Here is a 24,301-nt window from a genome sequence, read left to right as displayed (position 1 = left end):
GGATTTCGCGATGCGCCACTATGAGAGCTGTGTCGCCTCTGCATGTGTATCGGTTCGGACCTGCCGACGGGCCCAAAGTCCTGGCCCTGCACGGTGTCACCGGACACGGCAAACGCTGGCAGGAACTGGCCACCCGACATCTGCCCGATGTCCGGATGATCGCCCCCGACCTGCGCGGACACGGTCGCTCGACCTCATTGCCACCATGGAATTTCGAGACCATCGTCGAGGATCTGGTCGAACTGCTCACCGCGGAGACCGAGGAGCCCGTGGTCGTCGTCGCCCACTCCTTCGGCGGTGCCTGTGCGCTGCACCTCGCGCACGAGCATCCGCACCTGGTGCGCAAGCTGATTCTGCTCGATTCGGCGATCGCGCTGGAGGCGGAGCGCTTGATGGATATCGCGCTGTCCAGCCTGGCCTCACCGGACTACAACACGGTCGAGCACGCCCGCCGGGACAAGATCGCGACCGGCTGGGGCGAGGTGGAGCCGCGTCTGCTCGATGCCGAACTCACCGAACATCTGATGCCCACCGCCGACGGCCGGGTGGGTTGGCGGATCAGTCTGCCCGCCGTCAACTCCTATTGGGGTCAGCTGGCCCGGCACTATGTGCTGCCGCCCGCCGACCTGCCGACGATCCTGGTGCAGGCGATGAAGGTGGTGCCGCCCTTCGTCACCCCGGAGTTCCGCGCCGCGCTCACCGCGCACCTGGGCGAGAATCTGACCATGCTCGAATGGGACTGCGACCATATGGTCGCCCAGGCCCGCCCGGCCGAGACCGCGGCGCTGATCCGATCGGTGCTGTAGCCGGATGGCCACCACCGATGCCGAGGTCGAGCGGGTGCGCGCGCTGGTCGCGACCGTGCCGCCGGGCCGGGTCGTCACCTACGGTGATATCGCCGCGGCGGCCGGATTGTCCACCCCGCGCACGGTCGGCTGGATCATGCGCACCGACTCCGCCGATCTGCCCTGGCATCGGGTGATCGGTGCGGGCGGTAAGCCCGCCGCGCATCTGGCCGACCGTCAGTTGCGCCTGCTGGCCGCCGAGGGCGTGCCGATCCGCGACGGCCGAGTGGACCTGCGCGCCGCGCGTTTTCCGCTCCCGTAAACGGCCCCACCGCCGTCGATGGGCGGTTAACGTTGAAATATGTCCACGCGCCTGGCATGTGTCATCTTCGATGCAGACCGGCCGCGGTTGGTCGCCGATTTCTGGGCCGAGTTGCTGGACTGGGCGGTGACGATCGACCGTACCGACGAGGTCGATGTGGCGGCGCCCGATCCGGACGGTCTCGAGCTGGCCCTGACCTTCCGCTCCGCGACGCGCGCCAAGGATGGCAAGAACCGGATGCATCTGGATCTGGCCAGTCGCTCGCTCGATCACCAGCGGGTGCAGGTCGACCGCGCGCTGGCGCTCGGTGCCCGGCACGTCGATATCGGCCAGGGCACGGTGCCGTGGGTGGTGCTCACCGATCCGGAGGGCAACGAGTTCTGTGTACTGGAGCCACGCGAGGAGTACGTGGACACCGGCGCGGTGGCCGCCATCGTGATCGATACGCACGATCCGGCCCGGCTGGCCGACTTCTGGTCCACCGCCTCGGGCTGGCCGATCGCCTACGGCGGCGCGCGGGGGGCCGCGCTCCGTTCGGCGACGGGGCTGGGTTCCTGGCTGGAGTTCGTCCGTACGCCGGATGTGCGCGGCGGCCGCAATCGACTGCGCTTCGACCTGGTGTCCTTCCCCACCGACGATCCGGCCGCCGAGGTGGCACGACTACGTGCGGCGGGCGCGACCCAGGTCGCTGCGGACGACGTCGGCGGCATGCCCGGGTTGGTGCTCGCCGATCCGGAGACGAACGAGTTCTGCCTGCGCCGACCGATGCCGGACTATTCGACGGTCTAGCCCCTTCGACCGCCGGAACCAGACCGCCCTCCCTGGATCTGTACAGCCGACGAATTAGCATGTCGGCCATGCCCTCTCTCACGCCAGGCGCGCACCGGTGACCACCACCGACGCGATCGTGCTCGCGGGCGGACGCGCCAGCCGCATGGGGGGCGTCGACAAACCCGCCATCGTCATCGGCGGCCGATCCATGCTCGAAGCGGCCCTGGCCGCGGTGGCGCCGTGTGCGCGGACCGTGGTGGTCGGTCCACATCGGCCCGAATTGGATGCGCGGATCGTGCAGGTGCGGGAGGTGCCGCCGGGCTCGGGTCCGGTCGCGGCGGTCGGGGCCGGATTGCGCGCGCTCGGCCCGACCGCCGCTCCCCTTGTGGTGGTACTCGCGGCGGATCTGCCGTTCCTGTCGCAGGCGACAGTGCGGGAGCTGATTCGGCACGGCGCCGAATCCGGCGCGGATGCGGTCTTCGCCGCCGACGAATCCGGCCGACCGCAGTATCTGATCGGCGTGTGGCGACGGACGGCGCTGGCGGACGCGTTGCAGCGGCTGGATTCGCTGATCAATCAGCCGATGAAGGCGCTGATCCCGGCCGACACGGTCACGGTCACCATGGCCGGTATCGCCGATTGCGATACCGAGGAGCAGGTGCGCAGGGCCAGGATGGCATGGGAATCCGGTGCCGCCGGTGTGGGGCGTCCCGCACCGACGGCCGCGGTCGCCGCGACGCCGCTGCCGCTCGACGAGGCACGGGATGCCTTGCGCACCAATATCTCTCGACTCACCGAGTATCGGGCCGAATTGAGTTCGGTGCGCGGTGCCGCGCTGTCCGCGCCGCTGACGGCGGTCGGGTCGCTGCCGCGCTTCGATGTCTCCGCCATGGACGGTTACGCGGTCGCCGGGGACGGACCTTGGCGTATGCGCCGCGATATCGGCTTCGCGGGCGGGCGGCGCCCGGTCGGGCTGCTGCCGGGTGAGGCGGTGCGGATCGCCACCGGCGCACATGTGCCCGATGGCACCACGCGGGTGCTCCGTGACGAATTCGCACGGATCGACAATGACGAAATGCTGTACCAGCATGAGGATTCCCCGCTGCGCGACGATATTCGCCGTCGCGGGGAGGAGCGGAGTCCGGGCGATCTCGTTGCACCCGAGGGCACACCGGTCACGGCGGGGCTGATTTCCGCCGCCGCCAGTGTGGAGGTGACCGAGGCGGTGGTGCGCGGTCCGGTGCGGGCCCGCATCATCATGACCGGCGACGAGATCCGCAGCACCGGCCCGCTGCAGACCGGTCAGACCCGCGACTCGATCGGACCGATTCTTCCGGATGTGCTGTCCTGGTACGGAATTCGCGCGATCGATCGGGTCCACCTACGTGATACTCCGCGCGGCTTCGACGAGGTGCTCGGCGCCGCCGATGATTGCGATCTGCTGGTGATCGTCGGTGCCACCGGCGGCGGTGCGGCGGACCAGTTGCGTGCGGCGATAGCTCGAGCCGGGGCCCGAACCCTGGTGCACCGCTTGAAATTGCGACCTGGCGGTTCCACCGTCGTCGCCGAATCATCCAGCGGTACAACCATTCTCGGCCTACCTGGAAATCCCTTCGCGGCCGTTGCCGTGCTGATGGCCCTGGCCCCAGCGCTCGTGGCGGGCCGAACAGGCAGCCATCCGCGACGCCCGCTGATCGGGCCACTGCACAATGCGAGCGCGATCTCCGGGCCCGTTGCCCGCATCGTCCCGGCTCGGCTCGCCCCCTACGGCGGTTGGCTCGGCGATCCGCAGATCCGCACCACCCATCTGGGCGGCCTCGTCGACCGTGACGGCCTGGTCATCGTCCCCGCGGAGGCCACCGACGACGACCTCGTCGAATTCCTCCCGCTCCTTATGTAAAGAATCGATATTCTTCTTCCACTGGTGATGTCGGCTCGCTATTGTGTGGTGGTTAGGCGAATACAACAACACTTCGGAAAGGACCGAGTGGAGATGGCTGAAAAGTCGAAGAAAACGCCTAAGAAAATGCCCAAGCAGATGGAACGGCAGCAGCAACAGCAGCGCCAGGACCAGGGCATGAACCGATCCGGCCCGATCAGCGATCGCGACCGCATGGAGAGCGAGCGCGGGCAGGGTTCTGAACGGCGAGGCGCTGACCAGCGCCGAACCGGACAGCACTGATCTGAAACGGGCCGCCGGTTCCACTACGTGAGCCGGCGGCCCGGTTGTGCGTGGCCGAGCCGGGTTCGCACCTTCTCCGGTGCGTCAGCCGTTGGGAAACTATTCACGGCAATACATTCCGGCCGATCGATCTATAAAGGTTGACGCGCCGCTTCGAACGCGTCACGCACGGTTCGAATTACACCGCCGATGGGCCACGCCCCGGCGAGTCGCATTTTGCCGCAGACAATTGTGCGCCCATCGCGCCGAGTCAATTGGCGGCTCCCCGAGCCACCATTCGACTATCGTCGGCGAACTCCAGCTGTGCGAGCGCTGAAGCCCAGCGGCAATCGCCGCCGGAACTCGACTGCCGTCCGGCCCGGTGCACGAGCTACCGCGACCTCGGTGGCGGGGGTCGGGCGCCGAGGCGTCGGGAGTGCGGCGGGTGGGGGTCGGGGGTGGGGACCGCGGCAAGGAGGTGACGTGTGTAGTCGGCGCGGGGAGCGACGAATACGTCTGCGACGGGACCGGTTTCGACGACGGCGCCCGCACGCAGGACCACGACGCGGTCGGCGACCTGATGGACCACCGCGGGGTCGTGGCTGATGAACGCCGTATTCGGCGCGCAGGTCGGCGAACAGGTCCAAGACCTGGGCCTGTACCGAGACGTCCAGGGCGCTGGTGGGTTCGTCGGCAACGAGCAGTCGGGGTGCCAGGGCGAGGGCGCGGGCCGGGGCGACCCGCTGGCGTTGGCCACCGGAGAGTTCGCCGGGGCGGCGCGCCGCGTAATCGCGTGGCAGGCGAACGGATTCGAGGAGATCGCCGACCTTGGCGCGCAGGAGTGCGCCGGAGGCGACCCGGTGCACCCGGAGCGGTTCACCGATGGTGTCCTCGATGCTGCGCCGAGGATCGAGTGACGCGGCGACATCCCCTGCCGCGTGCCGCGGACGACGACGGTACCCGGCACGAGTACACCTATGTCACCGATCTCGCGCCCACCCTGCTGGAGCTGGCCGGCCTGCGGCGGCCGACTGTGCGTAATGGCCTGCCCGCCAAGGATTTCGACGGCATCTCCGCCGTCGGGACACTGCGCGATAACGTCGAGGACGGCCGCATCGTATTCGGGCTCGACAGCTATGGCGTCTACAACACCGTGACGACCGAACCGCTCGTAGCGGGCGTCCGACAGATCACGGTGCGCGCCGCCGTTCGTCCCCGGTTGCGCGCGGATTTCGTCATCGAGATCGATGGCGTACCCGGCCCGGAGCTGCGCGATCAGGTGCAGCTGGTCGGTATGTCACCCTGGACCGGCATCTCGGTCGGCGTCGACGCCCGCGGCCCGGTCTCCTGGGAGCTGCGCGAACGCCGCGGCACCTTCCGCTACACCGGCGACCTGCGCTCGATCACCTATACCCCGGGTCCGATCCAGGTGCCGCAGCGAACCATCGAGGCGGTGGAACGAGAAGCGGAGTTCATCGCCGAACGAGCCGGATGCACGTGCGGTGCGGATTTCCGACGACACCGCCCGTCCGATACCGTTGACCAGGGACAACACCCCGATTCCGCACGAGCGAAGGATGCACCTGATGGACGACAGTTCCCTGATCTGGGACGACGGTGCGCTGGTCACCATCGACCAGCGCGAACTGCCGCACGAGGTGCGCGAGTTACGGCTCGCGACGGTCGAGCAGGTGATCGACGCCATCAAGACCCTGGCCATCCGCGGTGCCCCCGCGATCGGCATCGCCGGTGCGTTCGGCGTGGTCATCGCCACCGCCGCGCACACCACCGACGGTGTCGTCGATGTGGCGCGGACCGAGGCCGATGCCGCACGGATCGCGGACGCCCGGCCCACCGCGGTCAATCTGGCCTGGGCAGTGCGGCGGGTGCTGAGCAAGGTGCCGCTCGGTGCGGACGCGGTACTCGCCGAAACCCTGGCCATGCTGGCCGAGGATGGACGGGTCAACCGGACCGCCGCGACCCATGCCGCCGATCTCGTCCAGCGGCTGTGCCCGGACCGGCCGCTGCGCGTGCTCACGCACTGCAATACCGGACGGCTCGCGACCAGTGCCTTCGGCACCGCGATCGGGGCGATGCGGGTGCTGTCGGAGCGCGGGGCGATCGAGAACGTTCTGGTCGACGAGACCCGACCGCTGCTCCAGGGCGCGCGGCTGACGGCCTGGGAGTTGGCCGAGGCGGGCATACCGCATCGGCTCACCATCGATTCGGCTGCCGCTTGGGCGATGGCGAGCGGTCAGGTCGACTGCGTGCTGGTCGGCGCGGACCGGGTGACCGCCAATGGCGATGTCGCGAACAAGATCGGCACCTACGGGCTCGCGATCGCGGCACACCACCATGGCATTCCCTTCATCGTGGTGGCGCCGGAGTCGACGCGCGATCCGAACATGGCGACCGGTGCCGATATCGTCGTCGAACAACGGGCCGCGGCCGAGGTGACCGGATTCGGCGGTGTGACAGCGGCTCCCGTCGACACCGACGTGTTCAACCCGGCCTTCGATGTGACGCCCGCGGAGTTGGTGACGGCCGTCGTCACCGAACTGGGTGTCGTATACGGCGCGAATGCCGAAGGTGCCGCCATCGCCGATATCGCCCGCGAGTTGTACGGGCGGGGCTGGATGCCGGGCACAGCGGGCAATATCTCGGTGCGCACCGGCGATACCGCCGTGATCACCGGCAGCGGTTTGTCCAAGGGCGAATTGACCGGAGCGGATATGGTGACCGTCCGCATCGCCGACTCCGAGCCGATACCGAATCAGCAGCGCAAGCCTTCGGCGGAGACCACAATCCACACCGCGGTGTACCGAACCACCGGTGCCGCCGCCGTTGTCCATATCCATCCGCCCTACGCGACGACCGCGGCGACGCGCGCTGGCTCCCCCGACGCCCTGACCCTGTTGCGGATCGCGGACTACGAACTCATCAAGGGTCTGGTGGCCAAGGAGCCGGACGGTACCTACCCGACCGTCCTGGATCTGCCCGTCTTCCCGAACTGGCCCGATGTTGCGCGCATCGGCGCGGATATCGAAGCCTACCTGCTCGAAAACCCCACCGCGGCACCGGTATTGGCGATCGCTGGGCACGGGATCACGACGTGGGGAGACAATCTTTCCCAGGCACGCGACCGCGCCGAATGCCTCGAAGCCCTGTGCGAGCTGGTGGCCCGCACCGGCCGTCGGCAGGCGTTCACCGCTAGCGATTGCTTGCAGGTCGCTCGAAGCGATCAGCGCGTAATCCGAACGAGACCCTCGAGATTGGACTGACATCATGACGCTGTTGCAGGTTATGGCCGCCGACGATGCCGACAAAGTGCTGCTGCGCACCGCCGACGATGCGGTGATCGGCGCCGAATTGGCAACCCGCGGTATTACTTTCGACCGCTGGCCGGTGCTGGACAATGCCACCGAGACCACCTCGGACGAACTGCTCGCCGAATACGCCGACCGGGTGGGCGAACTGAATGCCTCCGGCCGCTTCAAGCACATCGATATCGCCCGCATCCACCCGGACGACGCGAATCCGGAGTGGCCGCAGATCGCCAAGGGCGCGCGCGAGAAGTTCCTCGACGAGCATCGCCATGCCGAGGACGAGGTGCGGTTCTTCGCGGCCGGACGCGGCTGCTTCTACCTGCATCTGGGCGACGAGGTCGTGGCCGCGGTATGCGAAGGCGGGGACCTGCTTTCGGTCCCGGCGGGCACACTGCACTGGTTCGATATGGGCACCCGCCCCGACTTCATCGCCGTCCGCTTCTTCGAGGAGGCCGACGGCTGGGTCGGCGATTTCACCGGCGACCCCATCAGCTCGGGTTTCCCGACGCTCGATCAGCTGCTGACGGCCCCGTGATCGCCACCGTCGTCGTCGATATCGAGGGCACCACCAGCCCGACCAGTTCGGTGCGCGAGGACCTCTACGGCTATACCCGGGCCCGCCTGCCCGAGTGGCTGGCCGAAAACCGCACGGATGCGGCCGCTCCCATTATCGCGGCCACCCGTGAACTCGCCGACCGCCCCGATGCCGACACCGACGAGATCGCCGCGATCCTGCGCGACTGGCTCGGCTCCGATGTGAAGGCCGAACCGCTCAAGGCGGCCCAGGGCATCATCTGCGCCGAGGGTTTCCGCAATGGCGCACTGCACGGGGAGTTCTTCCCGGATGTCCCGCCGGCCCTCACCGCCTGGCACGCCGCTGGTCTGAGGCTCTATGTCTACTCCTCGGGATCGGTACGCAACCAACAGGATTGGTTCACCTTCGCCCGCGGCGGCGAGCTGGCCACACTCATCAGCGGCTACTTCGACCTGTCCAGCGCGGGGCCGAAACGCGAACCCACGTCCTACGAGAAGATCGCGAGCGCCATCGGCACCCCCGCCGAGCGCATACTGTTCCTGTCCGACCATCCCGATGAACTCGATGCCGCTGTCACCGCGGGCTGGTCGGTGATCGGTGTCCACCGTCCCGGTGAGCCGAATCCCCCACGCCCCCCGCATCATTGGATCTCCTCGTTCGCGGAACTGACACTGCCCTGAATATTCCGCGGCAAGGGTTGCGATAATGGGTATTTCGCTGTCCCGGCCCGATATTCGTATAACCGGATCGAATACGTTCGGTACGTCGCTGTCGGCGACAATGAGCGATATCGGGCGTGCCAAGGGAAGTATCTACACTGGTCAGTGACCGGCGCAACGGCTCGGGATACCGAGGAAGAATTGGATCGCACCCGGATGATTGCCCGAATCCACCCGGAACAGTTGGACATCGAGTCGATAACACTCCCCGGAGCCGAGGTCGCGCAGATGCATGGGCCGATCCCGACCGTAGGTGGTGCCGCCCGCGGCCCACATTCTGCGGAAGTCCGGATACGCACCGAGTTCGTCGAGGAATTCGGTGGACCAGGCGGTATCGCCGGATTGACCGATCAGTCCGCGCAGCCAGTCGACGGTGAGCGCGGCCTCCCACTCCCATTCGACCATGACCTGTTTGGACACCTCGTTGCCGAAGAACCAGCGCAGCACATTCACATCGTCGACCAGACCGGGAAATGCGGCGGCGTAGATGTCATTGCAGGACAGGAGATTCCACCGGGTATCGACGTAGCCCGCGGCATTCGGCTCGTGCAGGCGCAGTCCGTCGCGCATATCCGCACTGATCTCATTGCGTAGTTCGGGTACGGAGGGAAATCTGTCCACGCCTAATCCGGCCAGATCGAAAAACAGTCTGCGTTCGGCGTCGGTGAGCGGAGCAACCCGATTCAGATATCCGAACAGCGCATTCACCACCGTCCTGGTGGGATGTTCGCGATCGCCGCTCTCGAGGTGGGTGATATAGCTGGTGCTCACGCCAGCGGCGAATGCCAGCTTTTCCCGAGAAATACGTCGATCGTCGCGCAGTCTGCGCAACTCGCGCCCGAACGTAGGCGGGCGCACGCGAGCCCCGTCACCGCCATCGGTCGACCTGCGTGGCACAGCAATACACTCCCATGAAACCGTAGATGCATCAACAAAGTTGGTAGTCCTGCCAGAGGCGAGCCGATACAATATTAAACGAAATATTTGCTCTAATTTCCGCCGAGCGCCCGCGTGTCTACGGCCACACCGAGTGCGAATGTTGGGAAGCACCAATAACATTCGCGCCGCGGCCGCCGAGCTAGCGTGCCGCCGCGACGGCCCTCTCGATGCGGCGGGTGCGGGTTTCCGGACGCTTCGCCTCGTTCACCGCCGTGACGAGTTCCCGGCGGGCCGAATACGACAATGCATCGAATGCCGCGCGCACCCCGGCGCGTGCCAGCGCCGCCGCCAGATCCGCCGGTACCTCGACGGTGCGCTCGGACTCGTCGCGCTCCACCGTGACCTCGACCGTATCCCCGGGCTGCTTTCCGAGCGCGGTGCGGATCGCCTTCAGCATGCCCAGGCAGGGACCCGCGCCCATGGACCCGATCGAGCCGGTGTAGGCAATGCCGTCGAAGGTGGCGCGAACCGGGATCCGACCGCCGCCTCCGAGCGCCGTGATGATCTGCGCGGGCACCGCGACATACGCACCGCCACCGGCGGCGGACTCGATGGCGGCCTCGAATTGCTCCATGTGGCGAAGAATAATCGGTCGAGATCGCCATAGCCGAAGTTGTTGGCGAATCAACAGCGAACCCATCGGCTGGCCGCGGAATGACTTTGCGCGGGACCGCTCGACCGCCGCGCGCGGATGCGGAATCGGCCTCGGCGGCCCCCGCCAGATGTGTTAACAAATGTAAACCGCCTGAGAACCAGTGGTTTCCAAAGCATCACCGGCTAGTCCCCAAAACACTGTCCGGAACCCGCATTTCGGCCGGTCAGCGCGGATCCGCCCTGGTCACATCGATGTCCTCGGCATTTCGCGGCAATCGCGCGGTGACCGCCACGTTGCGTCGACCTCACACCTCACGATCGACCGGTGCCGGCTGTGAGAGATTCGCTTTGACCTGCGTCGCCACCTCCTTACAGTCGGTGCAACAGCCCGATTTCACAGCTCGAAGGGGGCGTCGTGGTTAATTCGCGCACTCAGGCTTCCGCGTCCTCCGATTCGGCCGGTCGGCAATCCACCGACGCGAGTGACGCACTGCTGCGTCTCGGCAAATATTTCCACCGGGGCGAGGTCTCGGCGGATGAGCGCAGCCTGCATCAGGTGGGCGGGCGCAGTGCCGATGAGTTCTATCGGGATCGCTGGTCGCACGACAAGGTGGTGCGCTCCACACACGGGGTCAACTGCACCGGGTCCTGCTCCTGGAAGATCTACGTCAAGGACGGCGTGATCACCTGGGAATCGCAGCAGACGGACTATCCCTCGGTCGGCGCGGACAAGCCCGAATACGAACCGCGCGGCTGCCCGCGCGGGGCGTCCTTCTCCTGGTACACCTACTCCCCCGCACGTGTGCGCTACCCGTATGTGCGCGGCGTGCTGCTCGAGTTGTATCGCGAGGCCAAGGACCGGCTCAAGGATCCGGTGCTGGCCTGGGAAGCGATCGTCGAGGATCCGGCAAAGGCCGAGCGCTACAAGTCCGCTCGCGGCAAGGGCGGATTCGTGCGCGCGGAATGGTGGGAGGCCGCCGAAATCGCGGCCGCCGCGCATGTGCACACGATCAAGAAGTACGGGCCCGACCGGGTGGCCGGATTCTCGCCCATTCCGGCCATGTCTATGGTCAGCCATGCCGTTGGCGCACGGTTCATTTCGATGCTCGGCGGCTCGATGCTGTCGTTCTACGATTGGTACGCCGACCTGCCGGTGGCCTCGCCGCAGGTATTCGGCGACCAGACCGATGTGCCGGAATCGGCCGACTGGTTCGATGCGGGCTATCTCATCATGTGGGGTTCGAATGTCCCGGTGACTCGGACCCCGGACGCGCACTACATGACCGAGGCGCGCTACCGCGGTCAGAAGGTCGTCGTGGTCTCGCCCGACTATGCGGACAACACCAAGTTCGCCGATGAGTGGGTACCCGCGCGACCGGGAACCGATGCGGCCCTTGCCATGTCGATGGGGCATGTCATCCTCAGCGAGTTCTTCGTGGAGCGCGATACGCCGCGGTTCCTCGACTACGTCAAGCGCTACACCGACCTGCCCTTCCTGGTGTGCCTCGACGATCCGGAGGGCTGGGACGCCGATGGCAACTACCACCACGACGGTGCGCTGCCCGGCAAATTCCTCACCGCCGCCGATCTCGGCCATACCGACGAGACCGCGGCGCACAAGCTGGTGCTGCTCGGTGCCGCGGGTAATCCGGTGGTGCCCAACGGTTCGCTCGGGCATCGCTTCACCGCCGGTGATGCGGGCAAATGGAATCTGGACCTCGAGGGCGTCGATCCGCTGCTGACCATGCACGACCATGCCGATCAGCATCCGGTCGCGGTGCAGCTGCCGCGGTTCGATACCGATACCGCGGGCGTGCTGGTGCGCGGCGTACCGACGATCACCATCGCCGGCAAGCGGGTAACCACCGTGTTCGATCTGCTGCTCGCGCAGTACGGCGTGAGACGCGACGGGCTGCCCGGCACGTGGCCGACCGGCTACGACGATGCCACCGAGCCCTACACCCCCGCCTGGCAGGAAGCCATTACCGGCGTACCCGCCGCGCAGGCGCAGCGGATCGCGCGCGAATTCGCCGATAACGCCGATAAATCCGGCGGCCGCTCGATGATCCTGATGGGTGCGGGCACCAATCACTGGTTCCACTCCGACCAGATCTACCGCTCCTTCTTCACGCTGACCCTGCTCACCGGCTGTCAAGGCGTGAACGGCGGCGGCTGGGCGCACTATGTCGGCCAGGAGAAGTGCCGTCCGGTAACCGGCTGGTCCACCCTGGCCTTCGGACTGGACTGGCAGCGACCGCCGCGTCAGATGCAAGGCACGGTGTTCTGGTACCTCAGCAATGACCAGTGGCGCTACGACCCGTTCACCGCGCAGTCCTTCGCCTCCCCGCTGGGCACCGGGAAGTTCGCGGGCCGCACCGCCGCGGACAATATCGCGCTGGCCAGTCGACTCGGCTGGATGCCGAGTTATCCGACGTTCGACCGGAATCCGCTGGATCTGGTGGACGAGGCCGAGGCCGCGGGTAAGACCGCACCCGAACATGTGGTGGACGGGCTCAAATCCGGGGATCTGCGCTTCGCCTGCGAGGATCCCGATGCACCGGAGAACTTTCCGCGCTGCCTGACCGTCTGGCGGGCGAATCTGCTCGGCTCCTCCGGCAAGGGCAACGAGTACTTCCACAAGCACCTGCTCGGCGCGGACTCCAATCTGCAGACCACCGACGCCGCCGGTGTGCGGCCACAGGAACTGGTCTGGCGTGAGGAGGCGCCACGCGGAAAGCTGGATCTGCTGCTGTCACTGGACTTCCGGATGACCAGCACCACGCTGTTCTCCGACATCGTGCTGCCCGCCGCCACCTGGTACGAGAAGCACGATCTGTCCTCCACCGATATGCACCCGTTCGTGCACGCCTTCTCCCCCGCCATCTCCCCGCCGTGGGAGGCCAAGACCGACTTCGAGGCATTCCACCGGATCGCGCGCGGATTCTCCTGGATGGCCGAGAAGCATCTGGGCAAGCGCAAGGATATCGTCGCGGTGCCACTGCAGCACGATTCACCGGATGCGCTGGCGCAGGCCGGTGGCCGCGTCCTGGACTGGAAAGCCGGTGAGTGCGACCCGATTCCGGGCAAGACCATGCCGAAGCTGATCGTGGTCGAGCGGGACTACCCGAAGCTCGCGGAGAAGATGGCCGCGCTCGGACCGCTGATCGATACGCTCGGAGTCACCACCAAGGGTGTCACCACACATCCGAACGCAGAGGTGGCCTACCTCGCCGGGGTGAACGGCACCGTGGTTTCCGGTGTGGCCCAGGGGCGTCCGTCGCTGGCCAAGGACACCCACGCGGCCGAGGCGATCCTCGCGCTGTCCGGCACCACCAACGGCAGGCTCGCGGTCGAGGGCTTCCACGCACTGGAGCGGCGCACCGGCACCGAGTTGGCCGATCTCGCCGCAGAGCACGAGGGTAAGCGAATCACCTTCGCCGACACCCAGTCCCGGCCCGTACCGGTGATCACCTCACCGGAATGGTCGGGTAGCGAGACCGGTGGACGGCGGTATTCGCCGTTCACCATCAATACCGAACGACTCAAGCCATGGCACACCCTTACCGGGCGCCAGCACTTCTACCTCGATCACGACTGGATGGCCGAACTCGGTGAGCAGCTGCCGGTATTCCGGCCGCCGCTCGATATGAGCGCGCTGTTCAGTGAGCCAGGGGTGGGGTCCGTCGGTGACAACGGCGTCACCGTTCGGTACCTGACCCCGCATTCGAAGTGGTCGATCCACTCGGCCTACCAGGACAACCTGCACATGCTGACCCTCTCGCGGGGCGGACAGTCGATCTGGATGTCGGATCGGGATGCCGCGAAAATCGGTGTGTCGGACAATGATTGGATCGAGGCGGTGAACCGCAACGGGGTGGTCGTCGCGCGGGCCATCGTCAGCCACCGGATGCCCGAAGGCACGGTATTCATGTACCACGCCCAGGACCGGGCGGTGGATGTACCGCGCATCGAGGGCGCGCCGGGCGGATTCGATTGGGGCGCACCGGATAAGCAGCCGGGCAAGGGTAAGCGCGGCGGCATCCACAACGCACTGACCCGCATCATGATCAAGCCATCGCATCTCATCGGCGGCTATGCGCAGCAGTCCTTCGCGCTGAACTACCACGGGCCCACCGGAAATCAGCGCGACGAGGTCACGACCATTCGACGGCGCAATCAAGAAGTGGAGTACTGACATGATCCGACGAGGTCACGACGCTCCGCTCGATGGGCGCAATCAAGAAGTGGAGTACTGACATGATCCGACGAGGTCACGACGCTCCGCTCGATGGGCGCAGCCAGGAAGTGGAGTACTGACATGCGTGTCATGGCACAGCTGGCCATGGTGATGAACCTGGACAAATGCATCGGGTGTCACACCTGCAGCGTCACCTGCAAGCAGGCGTGGACCAACCGCGGCGGCACCGAGTACATGTGGTTCAACAACGTGGAAACCCGTCCCGGACAGGGTTATCCGCGCCAGTATCAGGACCAGGAGAAGTGGAAGGGCGGCTGGACGCTCAACAAGCGCGGCAAGCTGACCCTCAAGTCGGGTTCGCGCCTGAAACGGCTGCTCAATATCTTCGCCAATCCGGATCTGCCCACGGTTTCGGACTACTACGAGCCGTGGAGCTACGACTACGACAATCTGCTGTCCGCACCTGCCATGGACACCAGTCCGGTGGCGCGGCCGAAATCGCTGATCACCGGCCAGGATACGAAGATCACCTGGGGCGCCAACTGGGATGACGATCTGGGCTCCGGACCGGAGCAGGTCGGCAAGGATCCGCTGCTGGCCAAGCTGTCGGATCAGGTGAAGCTGGAGTTCGAACAGACCTTCATGTTCTACCTGCCGCGGATCTGCGAGCACTGCCTCAACCCGTCGTGTGTGGCCTCGTGCCCGTCGGGGGCGATCTACAAGCGGTCCGAGGACGGCATTGTGCTCGTCGACCAGGACAAATGCCGTGGCTGGCGGCAGTGCGTCAGCGGCTGTCCGTACAAGAAGATCTACTTCAACCACAAGACGGGCAAGGCGGAGAAATGCACGTTCTGCTATCCGCGCGTGGAAGTCGGTATTCCGACGGTCTGTTCGGAGACCTGCGTCGGTCGGCTGCGGTACATCGGCGTCATGCTGTACGACGCGGATGCGGTAGCTGCTGCCGCCGCGGTCACCGAAACCGAGGATCTATATCCCTCGCAGCTCGGGGTGTTCCTCAACCCGCATGATCCCCGGGTGATCGCGGAGGCCGAGCGGGCGGGAATCTCGCCGGAGTGGATCGAGGCCGCGCAGAATTCGCCGGTCTACACATTGATCGTCGATTACCAGATCGCGTTGCCGCTACATCCGGAATACCGCACCATGCCGATGGTCTGGTATGTGCCGCCGCTGTCGCCGGTGGTGGATGTGCTCTCCGAGACCGGCCACGATGCCGAGGACGCGTCGAATCTGTTCGGCGCCATCGACGCACTGCGCATTCCGGTCGAGTACTTGGCCGAATTGTTCACCGCCGGTGAGATCGGGCCGGTGCGGGCCGCACTGCAGCGGCTCGCGGCCATGCGGTCGTTCATGCGGTCGGTGAATCTCGGCATGGAGCCGGATCCGTCGATCGCACCGTCGGTGCGGTTGGAGCCGGCGGAGATCGAGGCGATGTACCGGCTGCTGGCCATCGCGAAGTACGAGCATCGATACGTCATTCCCCAGGGCGCGACTTCCCAGGCGCACGAACTGGATTCGCTGGCAACAGGGTGCAGCCTGGATACCGACGGCGGGCCGGGCATGACGGCATTCGACACGATGGTGGAGAAGTTCCATCTGGCCGACGCCAATGGCGCGGCGCCGGAGGAGAAGTCGAACCGGATCAATCTGTTGAACTGGGATGGGCGCAGCACCGACGGTCTGCTGCCGACCGCGCGCAATGGCAATGGCGCCGATGGGCACGGTGCGAACGGCACCAATGGTTCGGCGAAAAACGGTGTGGCCACCAATGGTTCGGCGCCGTCCACGAACGGTTCCGTCGCACCGGCGGCGACCGGAGCGACCAAATGAACGCGACCGACCCACTGGCCCACGGAGGCGCATGATGGCCCTACTGAAAGTGCGCCGCCGGCCGGAACCCGTCGTCCAACTGTCCGAGCGCGATTGCCGTCTGGTCTGGCGGATCGCCGCGCTGCTGCTCGACTATCCGAGCGAGCAGATGTTGGCGACCGTCGACCAGATCGACGATGTCGCAACGCGATTGCCGGATGAGGTAGGCGCGCCGCTGCTGGAATTCATCCACCATCTGCGCGCGACTCCACCGATCACGCTGGCCCAGCAGTATGTCGAAACCTTCGATCTGCGCCGCCGATCGAGCATGCACCTGACGTTCTACGCCTACGGCGACACCCGCAAACGCGGTATGGCGCTGCTGCGGTTCAAGCACGCCTACCGGCAGGCCGGTGTCGAACTCGGTGACGAGGAATTGCCCGACCATCTGCCGGTGCTGCTGGAATTCGCCGCGACCGTCGATCCGATCGGCGGTGAGCGTTTACTCGGCGAGCATGTTCCGGTGCTCGAGCTCCTTCGACTTTCGTTGGTAGACAACGGATCGCCGTACGCCGGAGTGCTGGGCGCCGTCGTCGCCACCTTGCCGCCGGTCACCACCGCGGACCGGCGTCGCATTGCCGAATTGGCCGCGCAGGGACCGCCCGGGGAAGAGGTCGGCCTGGACCCCTTCGCCATGGACCCCTCGCTGTTCGACGGATCGGAAGCCCGCCGATGACCACCACCTGCTGGATGACGCTGCCCTACGTGGCCTTCACCTCATTCGTACTCGGTCACCTGTGGCGCTATCGCAACGACCAATTCGGTTGGACCACACGGTCATCGCAGATCTACGAGAGCCGTCTGCTGCGCCTCGGCAGTCCGCTGTTCCACTTCGGCATGCTCGGCGTCATCGGCGGCCATGTGCTCGGTGTGCTGATCCCGGAATCCTGGACCGATGCCGTCGGCATTTCCGAGCACACCTACCATCTGATCGCGGTCGCGGCGGGTTCGGTCGCCGGACTCGCCGTCATCGTCGGTGTCGGCATCCTGCTCTACCGCCGCATCACCGTGCCCGCCGTCCGCAAGGCCACCACCCGCAATGACCAGCTCATGTATGTGCTGCTGGCCGCCGCACTGGTCACCGGGCTGCTCAATACCTGGGGCAGCAACCTGCTGTGGGGAACGTACAACTATCGCGAGACCGTATCCCCGTGGTTCCGTAGCCTTTTCACCGTCCATCCCCAGCCCGAGCTGATGGTCGGCACGCCGTGGACCTTCCAATTGCACGGTCTGGTCGTGCTGACCCTCGTAGCCATCTGGCCGTACACCCGCCTGGTCCATATGTTCAGCGCGCCGATCGGCTACCTGACCCGGCCGTACATCGTGTACCGCGCCAAGGAATCCAACGCCCCCGACAAGAGCCGCTACGCGCGCGCCTGGGATGCCCCCGTGACGCCGGAAACCTGGCGCTGACCCCGAGTTCGGGTTCTCTCACCCGATGCCCCACAGCCCCGTCCGCCCGCATCGGGCGAGCGGGGCTGTGTTATTTGCCAGCAAACACGCCCGTCGAATACCGAGGGCACGCCAACTGCCGTGATAGGAATTCGACCCATGTACCGGCCTGTGCCCATGGTTCGCTCGCAACGCTCCGCTGTGCCGATGGTTCGCTCGCTGCGCTCCCTTACGCGATGCCTGGTGTTCCTACTGGCGGTCTGCGCCGCGACCATCCCCGTAACCGCCGGAGCCGATCCCGACTCCCAGATTCTCGACGTTCGGCCGCTGGGCGGGCGACAGTTCGAGGTCGTGGTCCATTCGGCGGCGATGAATCGGCCTATCCCGCTGTGGATGTCGCATCCCGGTCCGGGTGCGCCCGCGCTTTATCTGCTCAATGCGGTCGACGGCGGCGAGGACGGCGGGCCGTGGACGACCCGCACGGATGTCGCGGACTTCTTCGCGGATAAGAACGTCAATGTGATCCTGCCGATGAGTGGGCGCGCGAGCTACTACACCGATTGGCTCAATGACGATCCGGTCCTCGGCCGCAATAAATGGACGACGTTCCTGACCCAGGAACTGCCGCCGCTGCTCGGTTCGCGTTTCGGCATGACCGGGCGCAATGCCATTGCGGGCCTGTCGATGTCGGCGACCTCGGCGCTGAATCTGGCCATCGGCGCACCCGGCCTCTATCAGGCGGTGGGTGCCTACAGCGGCTGCCCACGCACCAGTGACCCCGCCGCCAATGCCTATGTGCACGGCGAGCTCGCGGCCTTCGGCGCCAATGCGGACAATATGTGGGGTGCCCCGGACAATCCGGCCTGGGCCGAACACGATCCGATGCTGCACGTGGATCAACTGCGCGGTTTGGCGCTCTACGTCTCGTCCGGCAATGGCGCACCCGGACCGCACGAAAACCTCGGCGATCCAGGCATCGACGGCAACCCGATCCGGCTGCTGGATCGCATGCTGGTCGGCGGTGTCATGGAGACCGTCATAGACAACTGCACCCGCCCCTTCGTGGACCGGCTGGCCGCGGCAGGCGTACCCGCCACCGTGATGCTCCGGCCGGGGGGACACGCCTGGGCGTACTGGCAGGACGATCTCCACCAGTCCTGGCCGCTGTTCGCCACCGCGATCGGCGCGTAGCCGACAATTCGCCACGAACTTGTCGGTGCCCTGGTCGACAATGCGGTATGACCTATGACAAGGTGCTCGCCGATCGGATCCGGGAGCTGATCGACCCGACGCCCGATGTGAGCGAGAAGAAGATGTTCGGCGGTCTCGCCTTCCTGATCAACGGCAATATGGCGGTCGCGGCGAGTCGGAAGGGCGGTCTGCTCGTCCGCGTCGACCCGGAGGAGAGCACCACCCTGCTCGCCCGCGAATACGTCGGCACGATGGTGATGGGCGGTCGCGAAATGACCAACTGGCTGCTGGTCGACGGCGCGGCCGTCGTCGAGGACGCCGCGCTCGACGAATGGATCGACCGCGGCGTCAGCTATGCGCGGTCACTGCCGCCGAAGCAGAAATAGCGGGTTCAGTGGACCAGGCGGCGGAAGGTGAGTTTGTCGAATTCCCGACCGTATTCGTCCACCGCGACCACATCCATTTCGCTGGCGAAGATGCCGGGGCGGACATCGACGCGCAGGAACGAGTAGTTGCGGAACCGCACTCGCGACCAGGGAGCCGCCTCGTCCTGTTTGCCGCCGGATGCGGTCCACACGTAGCTGTTCGGGACCGTGGTGTCCGGCAATTCGTGGCCACGGAACGTTTCCTGGGAACCGGGCTGGAAGTCGTAGCGCGGTCGGCCACCGCCGCCGACGGTGTAGTAGACCGTGCCGTCGGTATCCGGGTAGACGATCGAATTATCCGCGGCGACCCTGGTCGCGGCACCGGCGCGGATCGGATCCGTGCGCTCGTAGACGTGATTGTGGCCCTGCAGCACCAGATCCACCTGATACCGGTCGAACAGCCCGGCCCACGCATCGCGCACGCCGCCGTCGCTGGCATGGGCGTCGGTGGTCGAGTATGCGCAGTGGTGGAAAAAGCACACCAGGAAGTCGATATTCGGGTCCGCGCGGTAGGCGGCGAGGGTGCGCTCCACCCAACTCGTCTGCGCCCCACCGGAATACCCGGTATTGGCCTTGATCTCGTAGCTGATGTCATTGGCGTCGAGCGAGAGCACCGCGACATTGCCGTAGGTGAACGAATACGCCGACGGGCAGCCCGCGGGGCCGTTGCCGGGAAAGTCCAGCCGCGCCAGATGTCCGCCGTAGCCGTGCTGGCCGTAGGTCGCTTCCATATCGTGATTGCCGGTGGCGAACATCCACGGCGTCTCGGCGGCACTGCGTTCGATGGCTCCGAAGTAGATATCCCAGACGTAGGGGTTGTACTTGTCGAAACCGGAGTCGAGCTTCGCACCGTTGGCGACGAATTCGTTCGGCTTGCCACCCCCGGACGGGTCGGCATAGGCGATATCACCGGCGAGAATGTGGAAATCCGGTTTGGCGGCGGCGATTTGACGCAGCACATTACTCGCATGTGGCGCGTTCGGATCGTTATCGGATTTGTAGTACTTGTCGTCGTAATCGCCGGGCACCGTGCCCGGCGGCAGCGCCGGAGTGTCGTCGGTGCCCTGATCGCCCATCATGGTGAACCGGAACGGCAGAATCGCAGCGCGCGCACTCGGCATGGCGGGTGCGGCGGCGCGGATATCGCCGATGAATCCGTCGGAGGTACGCCAGCGGTAAAAGTGCGGTACGCGTCCGGGCAGGCCGTCGACCGGGGCGTGCACGTAGAACTGTTCGGCCGCGAGGACACCGCCGTCGGCGGAGGGGACCTGGGTCAGCAGATTGCGCACCTCGGCCTCGATGGTGCCGCCGAGCGCGGGCGTCGGGCCGTGGTCCAGGAAAACCTTGGTACCGGCCGGTTGCCGGGACAGCTGACCGGCGAACCGGAGCTGACTCGTCGCATCCGGGCCGTATCCGACGTGCCGACCGCCGACCGCGAGCTGCGCGTCCTCGGCATAGGCGCGCCTGCCGAACGGTGAAGTTCCGACGGTGGCCACCGCGGCTGCCGCGGCCGCACCGCGAAGCACATTGCGCCGGGAGACAGCATGCCGACGCAGATAGTTTCGATGCCACTCGTGCTGCTCGGCCATGGTCATATGCGCGGACTGGGCGGCGGGAATTCCGGTATCCGGCAGATCGCCAGCGGGGTTCAACGGATTCGTCGGCACGGTATCCGATGCTGTACGGCCACAACGCATCACGCAACTCGACACCGCTTCCCAGGCACGAACAATTCGTGAACTCTGGCCCGCGCGACACCATAGCTTCGCAAATCACCCAAAACGAACGAATGCCCCAGCAGGAGGGGCGATCTCACCCTTTTCCGAACCGCGTCTCCAGGGCTAGGCTGCCGCGATGACGCCATTTACGCGTGCGGCCGCCGCCGCGGTCGTCCTGGGCGGTTCCGTATTCGGTGCCGCGACCGCACATGCGACGCCCGGTACCGATATCACCGCGGTCACCCTCGCCCAAGCGCAGATCCCCGCGGGCCTGCTGCCGTTCGTCGCGGGTACCGACCTCGTCGTCCGTGAAATCACCATTGCCCCAGGCGGTTCCACCGGCTGGCACTATCACTACGGTCCGGTCTTCGGCTTCGTCCGCTCGGGCACCCTCACGCACCCCGGCCCCGACTGTGTGGCTCCGGTCTTCCACACCGGTGATTTCATCTACGAACCCGAAGGCGCCTGGAACGTACACATCGGCGGCAATCTCGGCCCCGACCCGCTCGTCCTCGACGTCGTCTACGCACCGCCGACCGGTAAGCCGCTCTTCGAAGACGCCGACGCCCCGGACTGCGCATAGTCGGCTCGGTGCCGCACCCGTTGTCGCCGTTGCGGCCGGCCGTCGAGATGTCGGACGGTCGGCCGCTCGGGTCAGGTCATCTGGGCCGAGTGGTACACCCGCGAGGCGTCCGGCGCGACCGAACGCTCGATGGTGACCTCGAGGTTCTTCATGATCGGCTGATCGCTTTGGGTGCTGTAGTCGCCGATCGCGCACAGCACGTTCATTTCCGGCATATAGCCCGCGGCGCAACCGCGAGGGATGTCGTAGGGGATCACCCGATAGTTCCGCACCGATCGACTGCTTCCGTCACCGGCGATGCTGGTGATGTCGACCTCGTCGAATTCATGGAGATCTCGCTCACGCATATCGTCGGAGTTCATGAAGACCAGCGTGCGCAGGTTCTCGATACCGCGGTATCGGTCGTTGTCGGAGTAGATGGTGGTATTCCATTGGTCGTGTGAGCGCACGGTGGCCAGCCTCAGGGTGCCCGGTGCCACCGTGGTGTCGGGTAGTTGCGCCGCCGAGAATTCCGCACGACCGGACGGGGTGAGGAAGATCAATTCACGGGCCGGCTGGCGGATGCGGAATCCGAGCGGTAGCCGGACGCGCCGGTTGAAGTCCTCGAATCCGTCGAGGACTCGGGCCATCGTGTCGCGGATTCGGTCGTAGTCGTCGACGTAGGCCTGCCAGGGAGTCGGACTGTTCGGAAGTGCCGCCTGGGCGATTCCCGCGATGATCGCGGGCTCGGACATCAGATGTGATGAGCAGGGCCGTTTCATACCTACCGACAAATGGACCATGCTCATCGAGTCCTCGACCGAGGTGGCCTGGATTCCGGTCCGCTGTTGGTCCTGCTCGGTCCGGCCCAGACACGGCAGGATCAAGGCTCGTCGGCCATGGACGACGTGGCTGCGGTTGAGTTTGGTGCTGACCTGCACAGTCAGTTCGCATTTGCGTAGCGCCTGGTAGGTGTAGGCGGTGTCGGGTGCGGCCATGGCGAAGTTGCCACCCATGCCGACGAATACCTTCACCCCGCCTGCGTGCATCGCTTCGATGGTGTGCACGGTGTCGAGACCGTGCGCACGCGGCGGGTCGATGCCGCACACCTCGGCCAACTGGTTCAGGAATGCCTCGGTCGGGCGGTGGTCGATGCCGCAGGTCCGGTTGCCCTGAACGTTGCTGTGCCCGCGCACCGGCGACGGGCCCGCACCCTCGCGGCCCAGGTTGCCGCGCAGCAGCAGCAGATTGACGATCTCGCGCACGGTGTCGACCCCGTGCTCGTGCTGGGTCACTCCCAAGCACCAGCTGATGATGCTGCGGTCGGCATCGGTGTAGATGCGCGCCGCCTTTCGGATTTCGGCGACGTCGACCCCGGACAGCCGCTCGATCTCGGTCCACGTCGTCGCCTCGCACACCGCGCGATAGTCCTCGTAGCCGAAAGTGTGGCGGTCGACGAACTCCCTATCGATCGCCTTGGGGTTTGTCCGTGCTTCCTGGAGCACGGCTTTCGCGATTCCCCGCAGCAGTGCCATATCACCGCCGATCCGCGGCTGCAGGTTCAGCGTGCTGGTCGGGGTGGCATGGAAGGTGGCCATGTCCAGGAAGTCGTGCGGGATGATCGCCTTGCGTGCGGCCGCCTCGACCAGTGGGTTGATGTGCACGATCTGCGCCCCGCGCTTATGCGCCTCCACCAGCGAGGTCAGCATGCGCGGCGCATTGGAGGCGGCGTTGACACCGATGATGAACAAGGCGTCGGCGGTCTCCCAGTCCTTCAGGTCGGCGGTGCCCTTGCCGGTGCCCAGCGATGCCTGCAGCGCCCGTCCGCTCGCCTCGTGACACATGTTGGAACAGTCGGGCAGGTTGTTCGTGCCGAGTTCACGGGCGAGCAACTGGTAGAGGAACGTGGCCTCGTTGCCGAGCCGGCCGGACGTGTAGAACGAGGCCTGGTTGGGATTGTCGAGTTCGGCGAGCGAGTGGCCGACCAGCTCGAACGCCTCCTGCCAGCTGATCGGAATGTAATGATCGGTGTCCGGGTCGTAACTCATCGGCTCGGTCAACCGGCCCTGATCCTCCAGGTCGAACTCGCTCCACTGCGACAGCTCGGTCACCGTGTGCTCGGCGAAGAACTCGCGGCCGACCCGCTTGTGGGTCATCTCCCACGCGACATGCTTGATCCCGTTCTCGCAGATGTCGAGGCGCAGCCCCTTCATATCGTCGGGCCACGCACACCCGGGGCAGTCGAAGCCGTCGCCCTCGTGGTTCATCTTCAGGATGGCCCGTGGACCGTCCACCGTTTCGCCTTCGCGCAACAGGAACCGGGTGACGCTTTTGGCGGCACCCCAGCCTGCCGCAGGGTGGTGGTACGGGTGGAACTTCGGCTCCGCGTTCTGGTCGCGGTCCCGGCTCGGGCCTTCGTCGGGACCGAAATCTTCGCGTGGACTCGACATAGTCTCTCCACCTTTCGATGGTCCGGTGCCGCGATAGATTGTCGGATTTTCAAGGATTCTTGCTCGGGACATGCGTTCGGCTATCCGATGGACATGCATGCGGTTGAACGTGTGCATTTTTCGACGACCGCGCCGACGACGTCCGAACTCTGGCAAGGCAATAGACGCAGGGGAGGTCGTTGCAGCGACAGAGACCTTCACCCACACCGACAGTACGCCGGATCAGCCTGGTATCCGCCCGGTATGCCCCGCTCCGACCGCGGACATTGCGCTGCGGGGAATCGCCCACGCAGCTACCCGTCCCGGGCACAGACGTCGGACGCCTC

At 66.0% G+C, this 24,301-nt stretch carries 20 protein-coding genes and 1 pseudogene; 15 read left to right on the top strand and 6 right to left on the bottom strand.

Annotated features, from left to right (window positions below; translation table 11 throughout):
- The first annotated feature begins 20 nt into the window (after window positions 1-20).
- The 5 genes from AB0L58_RS36290 (at window position 21) to AB0L58_RS36270 (ending at window position 4,060) form a co-directional block, all read left to right on the top strand.
- The gene (locus AB0L58_RS36290) at window positions 21-806 is read left to right on the top strand and encodes an alpha/beta fold hydrolase (protein WP_364394499.1); all 786 of its coding nucleotides are present in this window, start codon (window positions 21-23) and stop codon (window positions 804-806) included.
- A gap of 4 nt (window positions 807-810) precedes the next feature.
- Window positions 811-1,107 (top strand): MGMT family protein, encoded by a 297-nt coding sequence (locus tag AB0L58_RS36285; RefSeq protein ID WP_364394497.1) that lies wholly within the window; start codon window positions 811-813, stop codon window positions 1,105-1,107.
- 39 nt (window positions 1,108-1,146) lie between these two features.
- Window positions 1,147-1,896: a VOC family protein gene (locus AB0L58_RS36280; RefSeq protein WP_364394495.1), complete on the top strand. Its 750-nt coding sequence runs from the start codon at window positions 1,147-1,149 to the stop codon at window positions 1,894-1,896.
- 97 nt (window positions 1,897-1,993) lie between these two features.
- Window positions 1,994-3,778 (top strand): NTP transferase domain-containing protein, encoded by a 1,785-nt coding sequence (locus tag AB0L58_RS36275; RefSeq protein WP_364394493.1) that lies wholly within the window; start codon window positions 1,994-1,996, stop codon window positions 3,776-3,778.
- 93 nt (window positions 3,779-3,871) lie between these two features.
- Window positions 3,872-4,060: a hypothetical protein gene (locus AB0L58_RS36270; protein WP_364394491.1), complete on the top strand. Its 189-nt coding sequence runs from the start codon at window positions 3,872-3,874 to the stop codon at window positions 4,058-4,060.
- A gap of 370 nt (window positions 4,061-4,430) precedes the next feature.
- Here AB0L58_RS36270 and AB0L58_RS36265 read toward each other — a convergent pair.
- A pseudogene (locus tag AB0L58_RS36265) lies at window positions 4,431-4,968 on the bottom strand (ATP-binding cassette domain-containing protein); the annotation flags it as partial.
- 368 nt (window positions 4,969-5,336) lie between these two features.
- The gene (locus AB0L58_RS36260; RefSeq protein ID WP_364394489.1) at window positions 5,337-5,594 is read right to left on the bottom strand and encodes a hypothetical protein; all 258 of its coding nucleotides are present in this window, start codon (window positions 5,592-5,594) and stop codon (window positions 5,337-5,339) included.
- Between the two features lie 31 nt (window positions 5,595-5,625).
- On the opposite strand from AB0L58_RS36260, the gene mtnA reads away from it, so the two are divergent.
- The 3 genes from mtnA to mtnC are packed head-to-tail and all read left to right on the top strand — an operon-like array spanning window position 5,626 to window position 8,580.
- Window positions 5,626-7,320 carry an S-methyl-5-thioribose-1-phosphate isomerase gene (mtnA, locus tag AB0L58_RS36255; RefSeq protein ID WP_364394486.1) on the top strand — a complete coding sequence of 565 codons (1,695 nt, stop codon included), beginning with the start codon at window positions 5,626-5,628 and terminating at the stop codon, window positions 7,318-7,320.
- A gap of 4 nt (window positions 7,321-7,324) precedes the next feature.
- Window positions 7,325-7,900 carry a cupin gene (locus tag AB0L58_RS36250; RefSeq protein ID WP_364394484.1) on the top strand — a complete coding sequence of 192 codons (576 nt, stop codon included), beginning with the start codon at window positions 7,325-7,327 and terminating at the stop codon, window positions 7,898-7,900.
- Entirely contained in the window at window positions 7,897-8,580 is a 684-nt protein-coding gene (gene mtnC / locus AB0L58_RS36245; RefSeq protein WP_364394482.1) for an acireductone synthase, read from the top strand. Before AB0L58_RS36250 ends, mtnC begins: the two co-directional genes overlap by 4 nt.
- A gap of 141 nt (window positions 8,581-8,721) precedes the next feature.
- Here mtnC and AB0L58_RS36240 read toward each other — a convergent pair whose 3' ends face one another.
- Together AB0L58_RS36240 and AB0L58_RS36235 are read right to left on the bottom strand one after the other, a co-directional pair.
- On the bottom strand, window positions 8,722-9,516 hold the full coding sequence (locus AB0L58_RS36240; RefSeq protein ID WP_364394480.1) for a helix-turn-helix domain-containing protein: 795 nt from the start codon (window positions 9,514-9,516) through the stop codon (window positions 8,722-8,724).
- A gap of 181 nt (window positions 9,517-9,697) precedes the next feature.
- A complete protein-coding gene (locus AB0L58_RS36235) occupies window positions 9,698-10,132 on the bottom strand; it encodes a YdeI/OmpD-associated family protein (protein ID WP_364394478.1) in 435 nt (144 codons plus the stop codon).
- A 510-nt stretch (window positions 10,133-10,642) separates the two neighbouring features.
- Here AB0L58_RS36235 and AB0L58_RS36230 point away from each other — a divergent pair.
- The 6 genes from AB0L58_RS36230 to AB0L58_RS36205 all read left to right on the top strand — a co-directional run bounded on the left by AB0L58_RS36230 (window position 10,643) and on the right by AB0L58_RS36205 (window position 19,206).
- Window positions 10,643-14,347 (top strand): nitrate reductase subunit alpha, encoded by a 3,705-nt coding sequence (locus AB0L58_RS36230; protein ID WP_364394533.1) that lies wholly within the window; start codon window positions 10,643-10,645, stop codon window positions 14,345-14,347.
- A gap of 123 nt (window positions 14,348-14,470) precedes the next feature.
- On the top strand, window positions 14,471-16,198 hold the full coding sequence (narH, locus tag AB0L58_RS36225; RefSeq protein WP_364394476.1) for a nitrate reductase subunit beta: 1,728 nt from the start codon (window positions 14,471-14,473) through the stop codon (window positions 16,196-16,198).
- A gap of 34 nt (window positions 16,199-16,232) precedes the next feature.
- Window positions 16,233-16,913: a nitrate reductase molybdenum cofactor assembly chaperone gene (narJ, locus tag AB0L58_RS36220; protein WP_364394531.1), complete on the top strand. Its 681-nt coding sequence runs from the start codon at window positions 16,233-16,235 to the stop codon at window positions 16,911-16,913.
- Complete coding sequence (narI, locus tag AB0L58_RS36215; protein WP_364394474.1) at window positions 16,910-17,650, top strand: respiratory nitrate reductase subunit gamma; 741 nt, start codon at window positions 16,910-16,912, stop codon at window positions 17,648-17,650. The genes narJ and narI overlap by 4 nt, the downstream gene beginning before the upstream one ends.
- Before the next feature lie 222 nt (window positions 17,651-17,872).
- Window positions 17,873-18,820 carry an alpha/beta hydrolase family protein gene (locus tag AB0L58_RS36210; RefSeq protein ID WP_364394472.1) on the top strand — a complete coding sequence of 316 codons (948 nt, stop codon included), beginning with the start codon at window positions 17,873-17,875 and terminating at the stop codon, window positions 18,818-18,820.
- Window positions 18,821-18,867: 47 nt separating this feature from the next.
- A complete protein-coding gene (locus AB0L58_RS36205) occupies window positions 18,868-19,206 on the top strand; it encodes a TfoX/Sxy family protein (RefSeq protein WP_364394470.1) in 339 nt (112 codons plus the stop codon).
- 5 nt (window positions 19,207-19,211) lie between these two features.
- Here AB0L58_RS36205 and AB0L58_RS36200 read toward each other — a convergent pair whose 3' ends face one another.
- Complete coding sequence (locus AB0L58_RS36200; RefSeq protein ID WP_364394468.1) at window positions 19,212-20,912, bottom strand: metallophosphoesterase; 1,701 nt, start codon at window positions 20,910-20,912, stop codon at window positions 19,212-19,214.
- A gap of 187 nt (window positions 20,913-21,099) precedes the next feature.
- On the opposite strand from AB0L58_RS36200, the gene AB0L58_RS36195 reads away from it, so the two are divergent.
- Window positions 21,100-21,546: a cupin domain-containing protein gene (locus AB0L58_RS36195; protein ID WP_364394466.1), complete on the top strand. Its 447-nt coding sequence runs from the start codon at window positions 21,100-21,102 to the stop codon at window positions 21,544-21,546.
- Window positions 21,547-21,617: 71 nt separating this feature from the next.
- On the opposite strand, the gene AB0L58_RS36190 is transcribed toward AB0L58_RS36195, so the two are convergent.
- Window positions 21,618-23,975, bottom strand: coding sequence for an FdhF/YdeP family oxidoreductase (locus tag AB0L58_RS36190; RefSeq protein WP_364394464.1), 2,358 nt, complete (start codon window positions 23,973-23,975; stop codon window positions 21,618-21,620).
- Window positions 23,976-24,301 lie beyond the last annotated feature (326 nt).

Origin of the sequence: Nocardia sp. NPDC052112, from assembly GCF_040680135.1 — a bacterium.
Taxonomy (GTDB): domain Bacteria; phylum Actinomycetota; class Actinomycetes; order Mycobacteriales; family Mycobacteriaceae; genus Nocardia.
Note: the sequence above shows the minus strand (reverse complement) of the source record. Positions and strands in the feature narration are given on the sequence as shown.

Excerpts from the sequence above, each read along its gene's own strand:
- AB0L58_RS36285 (WP_364394497.1), top strand. The coding sequence starts at position 811 with ATGGCCACCACCGATGCCGAGGTCGAGCGGGTGCGCGCGCTGGTCGCG.
- narJ (WP_364394531.1), top strand. The coding sequence starts at position 16,233 with ATGGCCCTACTGAAAGTGCGCCGCCGGCCGGAACCCGTCGTCCAACTG.
- narI (WP_364394474.1), top strand. The coding sequence starts at position 16,910 with ATGACCACCACCTGCTGGATGACGCTGCCCTACGTGGCCTTCACCTCA.
- narH (WP_364394476.1), top strand. The coding sequence starts at position 14,471 with ATGCGTGTCATGGCACAGCTGGCCATGGTGATGAACCTGGACAAATGC.
- AB0L58_RS36205 (WP_364394470.1), top strand. The coding sequence starts at position 18,868 with ATGACCTATGACAAGGTGCTCGCCGATCGGATCCGGGAGCTGATCGAC.
- AB0L58_RS36190 (WP_364394464.1), bottom strand. The coding sequence starts at position 23,975 with ATGTCGAGTCCACGCGAAGATTTCGGTCCCGACGAAGGCCCGAGCCGG.
- AB0L58_RS36195 (WP_364394466.1), top strand. The coding sequence starts at position 21,100 with ATGACGCCATTTACGCGTGCGGCCGCCGCCGCGGTCGTCCTGGGCGGT.
- mtnA (WP_364394486.1), top strand. The coding sequence starts at position 5,626 with ATGGACGACAGTTCCCTGATCTGGGACGACGGTGCGCTGGTCACCATC.
- AB0L58_RS36290 (WP_364394499.1), top strand. The coding sequence starts at position 21 with ATGAGAGCTGTGTCGCCTCTGCATGTGTATCGGTTCGGACCTGCCGAC.
- AB0L58_RS36235 (WP_364394478.1), bottom strand. The coding sequence starts at position 10,132 with ATGGAGCAATTCGAGGCCGCCATCGAGTCCGCCGCCGGTGGCGGTGCG.
- AB0L58_RS36250 (WP_364394484.1), top strand. The coding sequence starts at position 7,325 with ATGACGCTGTTGCAGGTTATGGCCGCCGACGATGCCGACAAAGTGCTG.
- AB0L58_RS36270 (WP_364394491.1), top strand. The coding sequence starts at position 3,872 with ATGGCTGAAAAGTCGAAGAAAACGCCTAAGAAAATGCCCAAGCAGATG.
- AB0L58_RS36280 (WP_364394495.1), top strand. The coding sequence starts at position 1,147 with ATGTCCACGCGCCTGGCATGTGTCATCTTCGATGCAGACCGGCCGCGG.